This window comes from Micromonospora sp. LZ34, assembly GCF_052981855.1.
Window position 1 is genome coordinate 25,716 of the sequence record NZ_JBRIQN010000020.1, and the last position, 17,726, is coordinate 43,441.

At 69.9% G+C, this 17,726-nt stretch carries 16 protein-coding genes and 2 pseudogenes; 8 read left to right on the plus strand and 10 right to left on the minus strand.

What is annotated here, in order from left to right:
* Positions 1–35: 35 nt before the first annotated feature.
* From ACVCAH_RS21125 to ACVCAH_RS21145, 5 genes are read right to left on the minus strand one after another with little or no spacing between them, the layout of a single operon-like run.
* Complete coding sequence (locus ACVCAH_RS21125; protein WP_447137901.1) at positions 36–1,247, minus strand: hypothetical protein; 1,212 nt, start codon at positions 1,245–1,247, stop codon at positions 36–38.
* A gap of 48 nt (positions 1,248–1,295) precedes the next feature.
* The gene (locus ACVCAH_RS21130) at positions 1,296–2,099 is read right to left on the minus strand and encodes a glycosyltransferase family 2 protein (RefSeq protein WP_447137902.1); all 804 of its coding nucleotides are present in this window, start codon (positions 2,097–2,099) and stop codon (positions 1,296–1,298) included.
* A gap of 14 nt (positions 2,100–2,113) precedes the next feature.
* Complete coding sequence (locus tag ACVCAH_RS21135; RefSeq protein ID WP_447137903.1) at positions 2,114–3,589, minus strand: oligosaccharide flippase family protein; 1,476 nt, start codon at positions 3,587–3,589, stop codon at positions 2,114–2,116.
* The gene (locus tag ACVCAH_RS21140; protein WP_447137904.1) at positions 3,586–4,953 is read right to left on the minus strand and encodes an O-antigen ligase family protein; all 1,368 of its coding nucleotides are present in this window, start codon (positions 4,951–4,953) and stop codon (positions 3,586–3,588) included. The genes ACVCAH_RS21135 and ACVCAH_RS21140 overlap by 4 nt, the downstream gene beginning before the upstream one ends.
* Positions 4,928–5,908, minus strand: a complete 981-nt coding sequence (locus tag ACVCAH_RS21145; protein ID WP_447137905.1) for a hypothetical protein — start codon at positions 5,906–5,908, stop codon at positions 4,928–4,930. Before ACVCAH_RS21145 ends, ACVCAH_RS21140 begins: the two co-directional genes overlap by 26 nt.
* A 256-nt stretch (positions 5,909–6,164) precedes the next feature.
* On the opposite strand from ACVCAH_RS21145, the gene ACVCAH_RS21150 reads away from it, so the two are divergent.
* From ACVCAH_RS21150 to ACVCAH_RS21165, 4 genes are all read left to right on the plus strand, one after another.
* Positions 6,165–6,833 carry a hypothetical protein gene (locus tag ACVCAH_RS21150; RefSeq protein ID WP_447137906.1) on the plus strand — a complete coding sequence of 223 codons (669 nt, stop codon included), beginning with the start codon at positions 6,165–6,167 and terminating at the stop codon, positions 6,831–6,833.
* 185 nt (positions 6,834–7,018) lie between these two features.
* Complete coding sequence (locus ACVCAH_RS21155; protein ID WP_447137989.1) at positions 7,019–8,320, plus strand: glycosyltransferase family 4 protein; 1,302 nt, start codon at positions 7,019–7,021, stop codon at positions 8,318–8,320.
* Positions 8,317–9,183 carry a glycosyltransferase gene (locus tag ACVCAH_RS21160; RefSeq protein WP_447137907.1) on the plus strand — a complete coding sequence of 289 codons (867 nt, stop codon included), beginning with the start codon at positions 8,317–8,319 and terminating at the stop codon, positions 9,181–9,183. Before ACVCAH_RS21155 ends, ACVCAH_RS21160 begins: the two co-directional genes overlap by 4 nt.
* Positions 9,164–9,856, plus strand: coding sequence for a polysaccharide deacetylase family protein (locus ACVCAH_RS21165; RefSeq protein ID WP_447137908.1), 693 nt, complete (start codon positions 9,164–9,166; stop codon positions 9,854–9,856). Before ACVCAH_RS21160 ends, ACVCAH_RS21165 begins: the two co-directional genes overlap by 20 nt.
* Positions 9,857–9,861: 5 nt before the next feature.
* Here the strand turns inward: ACVCAH_RS21165 and ACVCAH_RS21170 are convergent, their stop codons facing one another.
* The 4 genes from ACVCAH_RS21170 to ACVCAH_RS21185 form a co-directional block, all read right to left on the minus strand.
* The gene (locus ACVCAH_RS21170) at positions 9,862–10,794 is read right to left on the minus strand and encodes a glycosyltransferase family 2 protein (RefSeq protein WP_447137909.1); all 933 of its coding nucleotides are present in this window, start codon (positions 10,792–10,794) and stop codon (positions 9,862–9,864) included.
* Between the two features lie 29 nt (positions 10,795–10,823).
* Positions 10,824–11,900 carry a GNAT family N-acetyltransferase gene (locus tag ACVCAH_RS21175; protein WP_447137910.1) on the minus strand — a complete coding sequence of 359 codons (1,077 nt, stop codon included), beginning with the start codon at positions 11,898–11,900 and terminating at the stop codon, positions 10,824–10,826.
* Between the two features lie 84 nt (positions 11,901–11,984).
* Positions 11,985–13,448 (minus strand): UDP-glucose dehydrogenase family protein, encoded by a 1,464-nt coding sequence (locus ACVCAH_RS21180; RefSeq protein ID WP_447137911.1) that lies wholly within the window; start codon positions 13,446–13,448, stop codon positions 11,985–11,987.
* 22 nt (positions 13,449–13,470) lie between these two features.
* A complete protein-coding gene (locus ACVCAH_RS21185; protein WP_447137912.1) occupies positions 13,471–14,967 on the minus strand; it encodes a sugar transferase in 1,497 nt (498 codons plus the stop codon).
* Positions 14,968–15,580: 613 nt separating this feature from the next.
* On the opposite strand from ACVCAH_RS21185, the pseudogene ACVCAH_RS21190 reads away from it, so the two are divergent.
* Positions 15,581–16,048, plus strand: a pseudogene (locus ACVCAH_RS21190) (dTDP-4-dehydrorhamnose 3,5-epimerase family protein); the annotation flags it as partial.
* Positions 16,049–16,142: 94 nt separating this feature from the next.
* Positions 16,143–16,340, plus strand: coding sequence for a hypothetical protein (locus ACVCAH_RS21195; RefSeq protein ID WP_447137913.1), 198 nt, complete (start codon positions 16,143–16,145; stop codon positions 16,338–16,340).
* Positions 16,341–16,458: 118 nt separating this feature from the next.
* Here ACVCAH_RS21195 and ACVCAH_RS21200 read toward each other — a convergent pair whose 3' ends face one another.
* A complete protein-coding gene (locus ACVCAH_RS21200) occupies positions 16,459–16,938 on the minus strand; it encodes a GNAT family N-acetyltransferase (RefSeq protein ID WP_447137914.1) in 480 nt (159 codons plus the stop codon).
* 151 nt (positions 16,939–17,089) lie between these two features.
* Between ACVCAH_RS21200 and ACVCAH_RS21205 the strand changes: the two genes are divergently transcribed.
* Positions 17,090–17,467, plus strand: coding sequence for a hypothetical protein (locus ACVCAH_RS21205; RefSeq protein WP_447137915.1), 378 nt, complete (start codon positions 17,090–17,092; stop codon positions 17,465–17,467).
* Positions 17,468–17,506: 39 nt separating this feature from the next.
* Positions 17,507–17,656, plus strand: a pseudogene (locus ACVCAH_RS21210) (universal stress protein); the annotation flags it as partial.
* Positions 17,657–17,726: the final 70 nt, after the last annotated feature.

Here is a 17,726-nt window from a genome sequence, read left to right on the forward strand (position 1 = left end):
GGCTTGGCGCACGCCGCCGACCGGGCCGCATCTGGTCACGACGGCCGAGCCACCGCCTCATCGGTGGGCGTGCCGTCGATCGAACCCACCACATTGTTGGACCATTCCGCATAGGTGACCCGGCAGTCCGATTCGCAGCGGCTGGTATGCCCCCAGTGGGTCGGACCGAAGACATTGTCATGCAGCCGCAGGCCGGTCCCGTCTTGGGCGTACAGGCCGAACGCGCCGAGGGAAATAAAGCTGTCACGCACCAGATAGTTGCGCAAAGTGGATCCACCCTGACTCTGCGTGAACAGGACCGCGGTTATCGCCTTCCAGTAGCCCGGTACCTCTTTCCCGGTGAAGGCGTCCACTCCCGGCTCGAGCCGGCTGTTGCTGATGGTCACCGGTCCGCTGCCCCCGTACGGGAAGACGCCTCCGGTGTGCGCCTGGGACGGGTCGGCGAGGTGGGCGATGTAGTTGTCGTGGAGCCAACTCCGTTCGATGGTGACGTCGGCTCCACACAGGCACATGCCGCCGGTGTTCGCCACATCCACGCCGCTGATCCGGATGGTGCAGGTGGCACAGTCATTGATCGCGTGGTCGGTCAGCGCGGCGTTCTGCTCCCCGCTACCGACCGGCTCCGGCCGGATGGTCGTGTTCCTGATGTTCAGGGTGAGCCGGCCGGCCGAGCTGGCATTGACCAGGATGGCCCGGTTGGCCGAGCCCGGAGGCGGCGCGATTATCGAGTTGGTGATGTTGACCGTGCCGTGGCAGTCCGTGCCGATGTAGATGAAGGCACGGAAGTAGATCCGGTCGAGATTGACCGTGCCCTGGCAGTCGTACAGGTCCCACTCCTTGCTCGCCGGGTTGTGGGGTTCGTAGACGCGGTACCCGCGCGGCACGGGCAGCTGGGCGTCCGACTGCCGGTAGCGACCGACCCCCGGTGCGCCGACCGAAAAGCGCGCGGGATAACGGCCGCCACCGGTGGGGTCGGCGACCTGCGGCGCGGTGGACGCAGGTGCGGAGACCGCCCCGGTAGCGGTCGGCGCGGGAGTCGCCTCGGCGGTGGTGGTCGGTGTGGAGGACGCCGCGGCGGCGGCAGTCACCGCGTTGCACTCCGCCGGGGTCGCGCAGCCGTTCGGGCCGGCCGTGCCATGGTCGAGCGCCACGACCGCCACCGCCGCACCCGCCAGAAGCGCGCCGGCCGCGGCCAGGATCGGCCACCGCCTGAGGCGACCAATGCTGCTGCGCCATCTGTCGCGCATCGACTCTCAACCTTCTTCCGGTGGTCCGGGGTGGCACGCCGGACCGGACTACGTCAGTTCCCAGGTCGTCCAGTAGCTGTTCGGGTTGATCGCGTAGTCGACGGTCGGCTCGGGAATGTGCTCCACCCGGTGCCGGCGGCTGAACCGGTAGATCAGCTCCCAGTCCTCCTTCGGCGCCACCGTGGAACTGCGGCGCAGCCGGCTGAACACCAGGTCGGGCGACCGTCTCGCGACGAAGGGGTTCGAATCCAGGAAGCATCTCTCCCAGGCGAGCTTGCGGTCGAACGGCACGGAGAGGATGTCGCGTTGCCGGCCGTCCGGCGTCACCCGGCGCATCGCGGTGTAAACGCCGTCCGGCCGGGGCCGCGACGAGTCGTCGGTCTGCAGCCGCGCGAGCGCGGTCTGCAGGTGGTGCGGATGCCAGACGTTGTCGTCGTCGAGGAATGCCACGAACCGGGAATCCGTCAGACCCAGCCCGATGTTGCGGCTGATCCCCAGCACGTTGATGTTGCGGCGCAGGCTGACCACGTGCAGGCGCGGGTCGGCCGGAAGTTCGGGGATCTGGCCGCCGCCGTCGTCGACGACGATGACGACGTTGTCGGTCACGGTCTGGGCCAGCACCGACTCGACCGCCCGTCGCAGACCGTCCGGCCGCTGGTACGTCAACACGATCGTCGCCACCAGGGCGCGTGGCTTGACGCCGCCGGGCAGCGTGGCCAGGAGCCGGGCGATCTCGGACCGCTCGAACCGGTAGAGCCCGACCGCTGTGTGCCCGAGCAGCACCTTGTTGCGCAGCTCCTCGAGGGGCAACCAGCCGAAGGTGGCGCGGAGGCGCCGCTTTACCCAACCCATTAATGACTCTCCACTCAACCTCGTGTGACCGTCGCAAGCGGCTGCTCAGCGTCCCGGTCCGCCTCGCGCCCGGGTTGCGACCGGTCCGTCCGGCCGCTCCGCAGCACCGGCAGGACGAAGGGCAGATACGCAGCCAGGGACGCCGACCCGATTACCGCCAGCGGGAGGAAGCCGCCACCGAGGATGAGGTGCAAGCCCCAGGCCAGTGCGCCCATCGTCACCCCACCGAGCACCGGACGGACGCAGGCACGCACCATCAGCGCGGGCCGGATGCCCAACCGGGACAGCACCACGACGAAGACCGGTGCGACGAGGAGGCCGGCGACCGCCACCTGCCCGGCGGCCACGCCCGCGATTCCGAACCAGTGGGCGAACGGCAGGAGCACCGGAGTGAGGCTGAACAGCCACCAGGCCTGCATCACCATCAGCGTCTTGCGCATGCGGGTGGCCAGGCAGTCGTACGCCAGCTCGACGGCCACCCGGATCAGGCCCAGTACCACGAGGAACTGCAGCGACACGGCCGCACCGGCCCACTGGTCTCCGTACACCACCCGGATGACCGGGTCGGCGAGCACCGCCAGCAGCACGCAGAACGGCACCGCGGCGGCCAGCACAACGGCCAGGGCCCGGTGGAAGCCGGCGGCGAACGCCTCCGGTGAGTCCGCGAGGCGGGAGAAGCCGGCGTACGACACCCGGCGCACGGTGTCCGACACGATCCGGACCGGCCAGCTCGACATGTTGAAGGCCATCGCGTACAGACCGAGCGCGGCCGGACCCAGCACCGAGCCGACGATGACCGAGTCGACGTTGACGATGCCGAGGGTGAGCAGACTCGCGGAGGCAAGCGGAAGCCCGAACCGCAGCAGCCGCACCGCCTGCGTCCGGTCCCACCCGAACCGCAGCATGTCAGGGGCGCAGAGAGCGAACCCGACCAGCGCCACGATGTTGCCCGCGAGCGAGCCCCACGCGAACGCCATCGCCCCCATTCCGGTGGCGGCCAGGGCGATCGTGACAGCAGTGTTCACCAGGAAGTTGGCGACCTCGACGACGGTGCGCCGGAACTGCTGGAACTCCCGGTTGAGCTTGCCGATCGGCACACAGGCGATGCCGTCGATGATCACGGTGAGGCAGAGCAACCGCAGCATCGTCGTCGCCTCGGGCGACCCCAGCAGACGCGCCACCGCCGGCGCCGTGACGAAGAGCAAGAGATAGAGGGCGCTGCTGGAGACGGTCGACAACGTCAGGACGGTCGGCGCGAACCGTCTGATGTCGCCGTCCCAGCGCACGAGGGCCAGGCTGACGCCCATCTCGTTCAACGAGAGCAGCATCGCCAGGACCAGCAACCCGACGGCGTACAGCCCCCACTCGTACGGCCCGAAGAACAGCCGCGCCAGCACGACGCCGGTGGCGAACGTGCCAACGCGGCGCACGATGGTGTTGATCATGCTCCAACGGGCCGCCGCAGCGACCTTCTGGTTCAAATCCGTCACGGAGCCGGATCTCCCCTCTGGAGCTCCTCTGTGCGGGCGATGCCCAGGTACGCCCCCGAAAGACCGAGAAACAGGAAGGTGGTCCCGGCCACCATCGGGAAGCTAAGCGTGTCGAAGGTGAACGTCACCACGAGCATCACGAATCCGACAGCGACGAAGGCCTGCCCGGTCTCCCGGCGGGCCGGATCGGTGAACCGCCGCCGGCCGGCGCCGCCGCAGTGCAGCATCGTGACGTAGACGACGACGATGCTCACCACACCGACCACGCCCATCTCCAACAGCGCGAGCAGGTACTGGTTGTCGGTGTAGCGGTACATCAGGGGCAGGAAGGTGCCGAACCCCCGGCCGGTCCAGGGGCGCTCGGCGATGTAGGCGTTGACGCTCGTGCTCGTCGCGGTGCGGGATTGCGTGCTGTTGTCACCGCCGTCCAGCAACGCGGTGAAGAGGCCGATGATCGTCACAGCGAGGCCCGGCATCGCGAGTCTGACCAGGGCCAGCGACGGCAGCACGGTGGCGAAGGTCCACCCGACCCGCCGCGCGTTCCAGGTGGGCAGCAGCACGAGCATCACCACGACCAGACCCACGACGGACGTCCGGGAGACGGTCGTGACGGCGCCCACGGTGATCAGCATGACCGGCAGCCAGCGCCTTAGCGCCCCGCGCCCGCCGCCGTGGAACGCCTGCTGGAGGGCGAACGGCAGCGCCAGAGCCATGACGGTGGCGAGTTCGAGGGTGTTCGCGGCGGTCGCGGTGGGCCGGACGAAGGCGCCCCTGGTGACCAGTTCCTGGGCGCCGCTCGACATCCCCGGGATCTGGATCCACGCGGTCAGGCTCGTGCCCAGCACGAACTCGCCCACGGCGACGACCGCGACGACGGTGCAGCACCGTACGAAGACCCGCAACAGCCGGTCGAGGTGGTCGTAGTTCCGGATCGACGTGGCGAGGAACACGATGGACGTCCAGACCAGGAGCTGGATCAGCCCCCGATCGGCGGCGCTGACCTCCAGCGGCTCCGCATCGCGCCGAGCGCCGGCAATGTAGCTGAGCAGCACGGCCACCGCCATCCCGAAGAGAGCGAGCCGGGACGCCCGGGTGAACGGTGCCGGCCGGGCCCGCCTCATCAGCCAGCTGGCAAGGAACCAGACCAGGCCGACGAGGACGAACAGGTTCGCCAGGGTCCCGGTTGCCCCGATGCCCGGGATCACCAGCCGGGAGGGCACGAGCATCAACAAAACGACGTAGAGGGTGAGCAGCGAATGCGGCCCCAGGCTGGCAGTACGCTGCTGTGACAGGTAGACGCGGCTGGCTCGCCGGGGCGCCGGGACCGCTGGGTGGCGCCTAGCTTCCGTTAAGCCGGTCGACATTCTGGCCTCTGCCGGGGGACCTTTCGGGAGACCGGTAGGTCGTGGATGCCGCGCCCGGCCGAGAGCCCGCCGACCACGACGTGCCGTCAGGCCGTTGGGCCGGCCCTGGCCCCGGCCCCGGCCCCGGCCGGACCGTGAGGATCACCGTCTTGTCGGATCCGCCGGTATCGCGACGCTCGACGCCACTGTCGGGCACAGCCGGTTTGCCCGGGGCGGCACCGTTGCGCGCGGGACTCGGCGGCTGCTGTGCCGGTGACGGTCGGCCGGGTACGCTCGCCGAGCCGCCGGCGACACCAGCGGCCGGCCCGGTGGTAGCGGTGGCGAACTCCTGACGCCGCCGGCGGGACCGCGCCAGGCTCTCCACCACGAACGTCAGCAGCAGGGCGAGCGCGGTGGTGCCGCCGCCGGCCGCGATCACCAGCTTGAGCTTGTCCTTGAGCTGCGGTTCCGGCTTTTGCGGGGGAATAATCTCCGTCATCCGGACCATGTCCTGCGGCTTGACGTCGTTGTCCGCCTGGATCTTCGTCAGTTTGGTCTCGGCGTATTGCGCGATCGTCGTGGTCGAGGCGAGGAGGTGGACCTGGTCCGTGCCGGTGACGGTGAAGGTCAGGAACGGCCCCTGCGCTCCCTCGGCCAGCCCGACCTCGAATTCCTCGGTCACCCCCATCTCGAGCAGCTCCGCCTGCGCGTCGGTGGACTGCAGGCTGCGACCGAGGAAGTCGGCCGTGGCGACGAGGGAACCGTTGAAGTTGAGGAACGGGTTGTCGTTGTTCTCGCCCGGCGTGGCGGCGGCGGTCGCGGCCGGCGAGCTGAGCAGGCTGACGGTGGTGGTCGACTGGTACGAGGTCGGCACCAGCACGAAGGCGGCCACGCCGAGCCCGACCGCCAGGAGCATCATCGGCAGGAGGATGTACCAGCGGGCACGAACCACCGAGAGGATCTCGCCTAGGTCCACGACGCCCCTCCAGCTCCTAGTAGGACGTCAGCCGTCGCCCATCAACTGGGCTGTCCACGACACCGCGGACGATTCGGCGCCAAGGTCTAAGCCAGGCTAAACAGACCGGACGCATGACGGCTACGGCCGATTCGGTCAAGTTCCCTGCTGCATTCGTCCATGCCGCGTGGCATCCTCCACGCCTGAGCCACCACACAAACAACGCTGAGCTGCCAGACAGCATAAGCGGCGAGCTGGCCAGAAAGGACCCGATGACATGTATTTGCCCGATCTCTTCGCGGCGCTGCGCCGGCGGTGGTATCTCCTCGTCATCGGCCTGGTGGTCACGGCGGTGGCCGGGGTGGGCGCCACGCAGGTCGCACCTCGCTACCTCGCCTCCGAGGTCGTGGTGATGCAGCCGCCGGTTTCGGCGTACGCACCCAACCCGATGACGGGGCTCTACCCGTCGATCTCGATCACCGGGGCCGCGGTGGCGAAGCGGCTGAGCACGCCCGACGCGGAAGCGGGCTTCCGGGCGGCGGGGGTGACCGGCCCATATGCCTTCCAGCCGCGCAACACCGGCACGAACCAGGAGCCCCGGTACGTGATCGGCTCGATGACCGTGACCACGATCGCCTCCGACGAGGAGAGTGGGCTGCGCGCGCTCGCCATCCTCACCGATGCCCTCGAACAGGAACTCAAGAGGCTGCAGGACCGGTGGAAGGTGGCTGGGCACCTGCGCATCACCATCGCCGTACTCGTCCCGGCGAGCGCGACGTTGCAGCCGCACTCACCGTCGCGGGCCCTGGCCGGCTCCGGGCTGCTCGGCACCATCGCGACCCTGGCCGGGACACTCTGGACCGACGAGTTCCTCCGCTGGCGCGGGAAGCGTCGGCAGCTTCCGCCCGTTCACGTGGCGCGCCGGTCGCAGCGCTTGCGGACGTAATCGCAGGCCAGCACCAAAGAGCGAAATCATTCGATGAGCGTTTTGTAAACATCCCGACACGTCGGGCAACCCAACGGTTGATTGTTCCATCAGTCAGCGACGGGAAGCGTACGCAGGGAATCAGCTCGAACGTGAAGCGAGGTGCCCCGGACGTGAATGATTCCAGGCCTCAGATCGCCATCCTCGTGGCCAACCTTCCCGCCGAGCGCGATCGTCGGGTCATCAGGGAATGCCTGAGCCTGGAGGCGAACGGCTTTGATGTCACGATCATCGCGCCACGCGGTGACAAGAGCCTGCGCACGTTGCCGGGTAGCCGAAACGCTCGGCTACGTCCGTATCCGATTTCTGTCTACGGCCACAGTGTACTTTCGTACGCCGTCGAGTTCGGCTGGTCATTTCTCTGCATCACGATTCGGCTGCTGGCAGAGGTGCTCAGTGGACGGGCGCACGCCGTGCAGGTGTGCAACCCACCAGACGTCTACTGGCCGCTGGCCCTGCTGCTGCGGGCCCTGGGCCGGCCGTGGGTCTTCGACCACCACGACCTCTGCCCCGAAATCTACGCTTCCCGCGTCGGCACGCCGAACAAGTGGGCCTTCCGGGTCCTCACGGCGTTCGAGTGGCTGACCCTGCGCACAGCCACCGAGGTCGTGGCCACCAACGAGTCGTTCAAGGACAACGCCGTACGCCGCGGCGTCGCGCCGGAGCGGGTGACCGTAGTCCGCAACGGCCCGCCCCGGGGAGAAATCGCTGAGTCGAGCGGGACGACCGAGCCGGCGGGTGCCGGAGGGGCAGAGCACAAGGTGGTGTACCTCGGCGTCTTCGGGCCGCAGGACAACGTGGAGGGAGCCGTGCTGGCCGCCGAGCAGCTGGCCCGGCGCCGCGGGCGTACCGGTTGGCGCATGGTGCTCGCCGGCGACGGTGAGAGCATGCCGGCCCTGACCAGGCTCGCGGCCGACCGGGGTCTGACCGACGTCGTGCAGTTCACCGGGTGGCTCGACGGACCGGCCGTCGACGAACTGCTCCGCACCGCCACGGTCGCGATCCAACCGGACCTCCCGACCCGCATGAACCAGCTGTCCACCATGGCGAAGACCGTCGAGTATCTCGGCCGCGGCGTGCCGGTCGTCGCCGTGGACATGCTCGAAACGCGACGCAGCGTGGGCGAGGCCGGCGCGTACGTCCCCACCGGCGCGCCGGAGGAGTTCGCCACCGCCATCGACGACCTGCTGGACGATCCCGCCCGGCGGGCGCAGATGCGGGCCGTCGGCCTGGCCCGCTTCCGGGAGAGCCTCGCCTGGGAACACCAGGCCGATGCCTACGTCGCGGTGTGGCGCCGGCTCCTCGCCAAGCGACTCCCCCAGGCCGTTCCCGCGCCCGCGTTCTCCGTCGGTGTCGACGCCAACGTCGTCACGCCGCCGGCGGGCGACGACGTGCTGGCTCATCGCCACGCGCCGACGGAGACCGAGCCGCGGGCGACGGCGCGGTGACCAGCATCGTCATCGCCGCCCACAACGAGAACGCCGTCATCGGCCGCTGCCTCGACGCCCTGCTGGCCGAGGCCGCGCCCGGCGAGTTCGACGTCACCGTCGTCGCCAACGGCTGCACCGACGACACCGCCGCCATCGCCGCCACCCGGCCCGGGGTACGGGTCGTCGAACTCGTCGAGGCCGGCAAGCCGGCCGCCCTCAACGCCGGAGACGAGGCTGCGCGGGGATTTCCACGGATCTATCTCGACGCGGACGTTGTTCTCTCCACGCAGGGGGCGCGGGCGGTCGCCGCCGCGCTCGACGGCCCACACCTGGCCGCAACGGTCCGCCGGGAGCTCGACCTGACCGGCCGTCCGGTGCTGGTGCGCGCCTATTTCGGCATCCACCGCCACCTACCGGTCTTCCGCGACGGTCTCTTCGGGCGTGGCGTGATCGGACTGTCCGAAGCCGGGCGGCGTCGTTTCGATCGGTTCCCGACGCTCGTGGCCGACGACCTTTTCCTCGATTCAGTGTTCGGGGCGACCGAAAAGCGGCAGGTCGAAACCGTGAGCTCGCGGGTCGCGACCCCGCGCCGCACCCGGGACCTGGTGCGCCGGCTGAGCCGGGTACGCGGGGGCAACTCGGCCATGCGTGCCGCCGCCGAGCGGGGCCAGGTGGGCGGGGCCGTCCGCCCGGCGGCCCGCCTCTCCTGGCTTCACGACGTCGTCCTTCCCCGGCCCTGGCTGGCCCCGGCCGCACTCTGCTACGTGGCGATCACGGTCGTCGCGGCGCTGTCGGTCCGGAACGACCGCGACGGCGCCGCCGGTTGGGCGCGCGACGACTCATCCCGACAGGAAGACAGGCATGCCCGAGTGGATCGGTAGGCACGTGGAAAGCGGCACGACCATCAACATCTGCTTCCACGGCATCGGCGAGCCGCGCCGAAAACTCGAGCCCGGCGAGGAGCGCTACTGGATCGAGCGCGACCAGTTCCACGCCATCCTGGACGAGCTGACCGGCTGGCCGTCGGTACGAATCAGCTTCGACGACGGCAACCTCTCCGACGTGCGGATCGGCCTGCCCGGCCTCACCGCACGTGGCCTGTCGGCCGAGTTCTTCATCCTGGCGGGACGGCTCGGCGCGGCCGGCAGCCTCGACGAGGACGACGTGCGGGAGCTGCGGGATCAAGGCATGACCATCGGCACCCACGGGATGCACCACCGCTCGTGGCGCGGCATGGACGAACAGACGACGTACGACGAGCTGGTGGCCGCCCGCGCCCGCCTCGTCGAGGTGATCCAGCGGGACGTCACCACGGCCGCCTGTCCGCTCGGGCAGTACGACCGGCGGACGCTCGGCGAGCTCCGGCGGCTCGGCTACACCGCGGTCTACACCAGTGACCGCCGGCCGGTCAGCCGGACGGGATGGTTGCAGCCAAGGTTCAGCGTCCGCCGCAACGACACTCCCGCCTCGCTCCGGGAGGCCGTACGCGCCAGCCAGGGCTGGCCGGTACGGATCAGGACAGCGGCCGTGGGCCTGGCGAAGCGATGGCGGTAGCCGCCTCACCCTGCGGAGTGCACCGTCGCGGGTCCCGGCACCTCACGCAGCTTCGCGGGCCGCACCAGGGCCCGCGCTGCTGCTCGGCTGGTCTCCCGGCCGAGGAGTGCTCGGCTGCCCTCGCGAGCCAGGAGCACGAACCAGTAGGCGACGGTACGCGCCAGGCCGTGCCTGCGGCGATAGAGGCGGACGCGATTGAGGGTGAGCAGCGCCCACAGCTTCGGTGAGTGCCGGGAGTCACCCTCGAGATGCACGGCGCGGGCATCGGGTACGAAGCGCGTCACCAAGCCCGCGTCCCGGGCCCGCAGGGCGAAGTCGGTCTCCTCGGAGTAGAGAAAGAAGGACTCGTCCCACGGTCCACACTGCTGCCAGCACTCTCGGTTGATCAGCATCGTGGATCCCTCGGCCCAGTCGGTGACCGTCTCGCGGGCGTACCGACGTGCGTCGGTCACCACCTCACCGACAATGGCGTACCGTCCGGCTCTCCGCGCCCCGAGAACGGCGTCCCCGAGGGCGCGGAGGATGGTGGGTTCGCGCCGCAGCGTCGGGATGAGGGCCCCGGCCCCGTCCACGATGTGTGGCACGGCGATCCCGGTCCCGCTCGTTCCGAGGGCGGCCAGCAACGTCTCGACACAGCCCGGCTTGAGCCGGACGTCCGGGTTGAGCACGAGCACCGCGGTGTGCGGCGGCGCGGTGGCGACCGCGGCGTTGATCCCGGCGGCGTAGCCCGCGTTCCGCCCCATCTCGACCACGGTCGCCTCGGGCGCCAGCCGGCGCACGGTGGCGACGGTGCCGTCGGCGGACGCGTTGTCGGCGACCGTCAAGTGCCAGGACAGCCGGCCCAGGCCCGGTCCCAGTGCGGTGAGGAGATCGGGCAGCAGGGGCTCGCTGTTGTAGGTCACCACAACGACGGCAACCCTCACCTGGGAAACGCTCATCGGATGCTCCAGCCGTGACATGTCACCGGTCACCGCTCCTGCAGACGGGCGCGGAGACCGCGAAGGAGTCGGCCCGTCCCGCCGGCGCGGAGCCGCTCACCGACGGCGCCGGTGCGCACGGAGCGCGCCAGGGCGGACTGTGCCCGTCGGGCGCCGGCCACCGCCCATGACCGGCCCACCCGTCCCTCGGCCACCGGCAACTCGTCGTTCGTCAGCCGGTTCTTGTAGAGCGCCTCGGACTTGCCGAGATCGATGTGCTCGATGCCATCGGCGGCGCCGGCCTCCGCCATGCGTAGGCAGAGCAGGATGCCCGCCGAGTGCCGCGCGAGCTCGACGTCGTACGACGGGAACCAGTAGGCGAGTACCGACCGGCTCCGGAGGCCCAGGTGGGCGGCCACGGGCTGGTCCCCGGCGTAGAGCGTGGAGACCACGGCCCGGCAGCCGACCGCGGCCGAGTGGCACAACTCCTCCAGCACCGCCTCGATCCATGGCGTCCGAAAGCGGTCGTACTGCTGCGTGCGGCGATACTGGGCCGATTTCCAGCGCCGGAGCGCGAGCATCGCGTCCTCGGTACGGTCCTCCCACTCGAACCGCTCGGCGCCGAGCTCGCGCACCATGCGGCGCTGCTTGCGCAGCGCCTGCCGGACCAGGCTCCCATCGGTCATCCGGTCGTCGACGTAGCTCTGGTAGCCCTTGGACAGATCGATGAGGGGCGACTTGGCCACCCGATCCTGGTACGGCGCGAAGGGTGACTGGTCCGCCATCAGATGATCGAACTCCCACACGGCGAGACCGCACGCCTTCAGCAGTTGGATCGGATCCCAATCCAGGCCGGGACGGTGCACCAGGCCCTGGCAGTCGGAAATGCCGGAGCCGATCGGCACCCCGATGAGCCGATGCCTCACCTCATAGGGGAAGAAGCCGACAATCTCCGGGCCGTCCTGCAGCACCGCTACCCGGGCAGCGGGGCGGCTACGACCGACCGCGAGGGTGAACTCCGGTGCGAGGAAGGGATTCTGCAGCCGCGGCTGAGCGTCCTGCATCTGCCGCCACTCGGCGAGCTCGGCCGGGCCGAGCTCATCCGGACGGACCACGGAGATCTGCATCGGTCGCCTCTCCCAGAACATCACCGTTTGCCGCGTTTCATCGTGCCCGCTGCCGAGGAAAACGTGGACCGCTGTGCGTGTCGGTTAGCCGTCTCCACTTCCGGACACTTGGCGACTCCCTCGGCACTGTTCGGCTGACCGGACGTGGCCGTCAGTACGCTCGGGAGCTTCGGACGACGGCGCTCGGCACCCGCCTGACGGACGGCCGAGGGCGCGGTACTCCCAGCCCGCCGCGCGCCAACGCGCCGGGTCCAGGGCGTGCCGGCCGTCGACGATACGCCGCCTCGCCACCACCGTACGCAACGCCTCCGGGTCGATCTCCCGGAATTGCGACCACTCGGTCAGCAGCACCACGACGTCCGCACCCGATGCCACCTCGAAGGTGCTCCGACCGTAGTCGAGCGCGGGATATGCCCGGCGAGCATTGTCCATGGCAACCGGATCGAAGACGCGCACCCGTGCCCCCAGCTGGTGCAGGGTGCTTGCGACATCGAGAGCGGGTGCGTCCCGGACGTCGTCGGAGTCCGGCTTGAACGCCGCACCGAGCGCCGCGACCCGGACCCCGCGCAGGTCACCGCCGGCGAGCTCGCGTACCAGATCGACCGTGCGCGCCCGGCGGCGGTGATTGATCTGGTCGACCTCCCGGAGAAACGCCACCGCATGTCCCACGCCCAGTTCTTCGGCGCGGTGCAGGAACGCGCGGATGTCCTTGGGCAGGCAGCCGCCACCGAAGCCCAGCCCGGGCCGCAGGAACCGGTTGCCGATCCGCGCGTCGAGGCCGAGGGCCACCGCCAGGTCGTGGACGTCGGCTCCGATGGCCTCGCACACCTCTGCCATGGCGTTGATGTACGAGATCTTCGTGGCGAGGAACGAGTTGGCCGCCACCTTTACCAACTCGGCGGTCTGCGGGTCCGTCACCAGCACCGGGCTGCCCTGGGCGATCACGGGCGCGAACACCTCGCGCAACCGTTGCTCGGCCCACGGCGACGAGACGCCGAACACCAGCCGATCCGGCAGCATGGTGTCGTCGATGGCGAAACCCTCGCGAAGGAACTCCGGATTCCAGGCCAGCTCCACGCGGTCACCTGCGGGCGCCACCGTTTCGAGCAGTTCGGCGAGGCGAGCCGCGGTACCGACGGGCACGGTCGACTTGCCCACGACCAGCGCTCGCCGCCGCAGGTTCCGGGCCAGCGCGGTCACCGCGGCGTCCACCTGGCTCAAATCGGCCGCGAACGACCCGGCCCGCTGCGGGGTCCCCACACAGACGAAGTGGACGTCGCCGAAATCCGCCGCGTCCTGGAACGAGGTGGTGAAACGCAACCGCCCCGAGTCCAACGCCTTGACGAGCAGCTCGGGAAGCCCGGGCTCGAAGAACGGCACCTCACCCGAGGCCAAGCGGGAGATCTTCGCCGCGTCGACATCGACGCCGATGACCTGGTAGCCCAGCGCCGCCATGCACACCGCGTGGGTTGCCCCCAGGTAGCCCGTGCCTATGACGGTGAGTTTGGGTTTGGTGGCACTGACCGGTTCGGCGAACTCAGTCGTCATGACTTCCTCCAAAACGGTGCGGTCAGTAGGCTCCGGAGCTCCGGACGACGGCGCTCAGCGTGCGGGCCAGGATCGCCAGGTCCATGGTCAGCGACCAGTTCTCCACGTACGACAAGTCGAGCCGGATGGACTCCTCCCACGACAGGTCGGACCGGCCGGAGACCTGCCACAGCCCGGTGAGCCCGGGCTTCACCACCAGGCGCCGGCGCATGTCGGAGGGATAGTTGGCTACCTCACGAGGCAGCGGCGGCCGAGGCCCGACCAGGGACATGTCGCCCTTGAGCACGTTGACGAGCTGCGGGATCTCGTCCAGCGACAACCGGCGCAGCCACCGTCCGACCGGCGTGACCCTGGGGTCGTCCCGCATCTTGAACAGCTCGCCGTCGGTTTCGTTGCGGTGGAGCAACTCCGCCAGTCGCTCCTCGGCGTCCACGTACATGGTGCGGAACTTGTAGATGGTGAACGGCCGGCCGTTCTTGCCCACCCGCACCTGACAGAAGATGGCAGGACCACCGGCACCCGGACTGGTCCGCACCACCAGGGCGATCGCGAGCAACATCGGCGCGGCGAGGACCAGCAGTACGAGCGCCGACACGCGGTCGAAGACCGCCTTGACGAACCGCCGGCCGCCCTTCAGCCGAGGGTGCTCGACGTGCAGCATCGGCAACCCGTCCACCGGCCGGACCGTGGTGCGGTCGCCGGCCACGTCGACGAGATTGCTCGCCACGATGAGGTCCACGTCATCGCGTTCCAGCTGCCACCCCAACCGGCGCAGGGCGGCTCCGGCCATCTCCGGGCAGGAGAGCGCGACCACGGTGTCGGCACCCGCGCGGGCCACGGCGGTCGCGACGTCCTCGAACGTGCCGAGGATCGGCGGCAGCTCTGACGCGCGCCGCGCCACGGAACCCGCCGGCCGCGGGAGACATGCGCCGACCACCCCGAGCCCGTGGAAACGCTCACGGCGCAATCGTTTGGTCATCTCGGCGACGGCGAACTCCTGCCCGACCAGGATCACCCGGTGCAGCCGCTCGCCGCGCGCCCAGGAGCGGTGCAGGCGCTGGCGGACCAGATACCGCATGGTCACGCCAGCGACGATCACCAGCGGCATTGCGATGATCAGATAGCCCCTGGCAAGCCGGAAATCGACCAGAAAGGAGGCGACCGCCAGGGCGGCGGTAAGGGCGAGGCCGGCTCGGAACACCCGGGCGTACTCGTCATTCCCGACGAAAAGATGACGTGGTTCATACGCTCGGTTGAGAGTGAGAGCCACCATCCAGGCGAACGGCAGAACAAACGTGAGCCAGAGATGAGCACGGTTGTACGGCTCGGCCGTGGACGGGCCGAATCGAAGGCTCAGGGCCGCCACCGCCGACGCCAGTCCGACCACAAGGTCGACCATGCAGAGTGTGAAGACATATCGGGTCTGCCAGCCGGTCCGCGTTGGCGCGACAGAATCGCCTGGTGGCGCCATTGCGCCGTCTCGGATGGTTCTGTCGTCGATAACCTGCGCGACTTCCACCAATGCACACCGCCCCACGTACACAGGCCGACCAGCCGTTTACCTATACGGTGTGTCGTCCGGCTCGAGTTGCTTCGGACCCGCGAACCCTGCGCATCCGGGAGCCCCTTCCCGGGAGGCGACGGCGGGACCAACTGAGCATGAGCATGCTGAGCATGGACTCAGCGCGCCAGCATCGCATTCGGTATTTCTGAGCCAAAGTCGAATTGCCGACAATGCGAAGGCCACCCGGCGCCGGACAGGCCGCCAGAACGGCGTTTCACAATGGTCCGTCCAGTTGCCTCAGACAACCGGTCGAGGTGACCAGGCGCGACTTTCGGGCGTTGTCAGAATCGTTCGGTTATCGGCCGTCAACTGACGCCGATCGGCCGGTAGCGTCCGGCCCATGCGAGGAATCCTTCTCGCCGGCACCGGAACTCGGCTGTGGCCGATCATCCGTGGGTCTCCAAGTAGCTGATGCCGATCTTCGACAAGCCGATGATCCACTACCCGCAGTCCACCTCGTCATGGCGGGCGTACGCGAGGTCCTGGTGATCACCACGCCGAGGATCAGGAGGCGTTCCGTCGCCTGCTCGGCGATGGCGCCCAGCTGGGGCTGCGGCTCGAGTACGCCGTCCAGGCACGCCCGGAGGGGATCGCGCAGGCCTTCCTCATCGGCTCCGCGCAGGGCGTCATCCGTGGCATTCACTTCGCTGACGTGCCGCCCGGCCAGGCCAAGTACGTGACCTGCGTACGGGGGGCGGTCATCGACGTTGTGGTGGACCTTCGAGTGGGCTTCGGGCAGTGGGAGACGATCCGCCTCGACGACGGTGACCGTCGCGCGGTGTACCTCAGCGAAGGTCTGGGGCGCGGCTTCTGCGCACTGACCGACGACGCCACCCTCAGCTACCTCTGCTCCACCACCTACAACCCGGCGGCGGAGCACGCGTGCACCCCCCTCGACCGGGAGTTGGCGATCGCCTGGCCGGCGGAGGCACCGCTGCTGTCGGCGCGGGACGCCGCCGCGCCGAGCCTGGCCGACGCACGTGCGGCGGGACTGCTGCCCGACTGCCGGGTCTGCCGGTCGTTCACGGCCAGCCTGAGCTCGGGCGCAGCCTTCACGTCAACGGAAGGCAGCCGCGGTGAGGATTCTCGTGACCGGTGGGGCCGGGTTCCGCGGGTCGGAGTATGTGCGGATGTTGTTGGGTGTGCCCGGCGGTGATGCGGTCTGGGTGCCGGTGGTGGATCCGTCGGTGGTGACGATGTTGGACAAGCTCACCTATTCCGGGAATCTTGACAATTTTGCTGCAGTGGGTGGGGACCGACGGCTGCGTTTCGTGCAGGGTGATATCTGCGAGCCGGTGCTGGTTGACGGGGGTGGTGGCCGGTCATGACGTGGTGGTGCATTTCGCCGCCGAGTCGCACCACCAACGCTGGGCCACCGCGAACCTGCCACCGCTGGCGGACTGGCACTCGACCCTCGCCGCAGGCCATGGCCTGCGGCGAGGCGAGTTAAGCGGGCAGCTCCAGCACGTACTCCTCGACCTCCTCGCCACGGCCGTCGGCGTACCCGGAGTCCTCGCCAACCACGACGAAGCCGCACTTGCGGAGCACGGCGAGCGAGGCGGCGTTGTCCTTGGCGGCGCGGGCGTGCACCGGGCGTTGTGGCAGCTCGCGCAGGAGCACGGCGAGCGCGGCGGTGGCGTGGCCGCGGCCCCAGCGGTGCGGGTCGATCCAGTAGCTGACCTCGGTGCGCTCCCCCACCGGGAAGGCGATCACGTGCCCCACCACCCCGCCGTCGACGGTCACCGCGCGGGCCAGAATGCGCGGGTCGGCGCGGATCCTGGCCCAGTGCGCGTCGAAGGCGGACCGATCGCCCGGGTCCTTTGGGCCGAACGCGGCCATCCAGTTGGCCTGCGGATCCTGCCCGTGGACGAAGAAGGTGGGCAGGTCGTCGTCGCGCACCGGGCGGAGTCGCACCCCACTGATCATCGTCGGATGATACGCGGACGCACCGACGGGATCCGGAACCGCTGGCCCGGTGAGGGTCCCCGTCCGGCCCTGCCGGACCGGGCCGTCGCACCGGTACGAACGGCGAACGGAACGCCGGGCCAGTCGTCCATGGCGGGCGGACAATGACCGGATGACGAAACTGGTGCGCAGCGGAGTCCGGAGCGGTGCACGCGGGTCGCGGGCGGTCGGCGCGAGAACCGTCGGCGCCCGGGCGGTCGGCGCGGCGGCGACCGGGGCGGCGGCCGTCGGCGCCCGGGCCGGCGGCGTGGCGGCCATCGGGGTGCTGGCGGTCGGCGCGCTCGCCACCGGGGCCGCGGCCGTCGCGGTGCTGGCCATCGGGCGGCTCGCGATCCGCCGTGCGGTCATCCGCGAGCTGCGCATCGGGCGGCTCGAGGTCGGCGAGGTGATCGTCCGCAGCCGGGCCGACGTACCAGGCGACGCCCGGCCGATCGCCCACCGGCGCACCCTCGTGACCCGAGGGGACAGGTCGTCCGGCCGGCACCGGTAGGCCGGCCGGGCGGAGCCGGTCACGGGTGGCGCGGCGGAGTCGAAGACCGCGCAGCTCGTGGTCGTCGGGGCGTACGGTCGGGGCGCGCTGACCGGGTTGCTGCTCGGCTCGGTCAGCCACGCGGTGCTGCACCACGCGCACTCGGCGCTGGCCATCGTGCGGCACCGGCGTACCGCCGCCGGGTCCTGAGCTGGGTGGTATTCGCCGCGCCGGTCGGACGACGGCCGGCGCGGCGGCCTGCCACCGGTGGCCGGGGTGA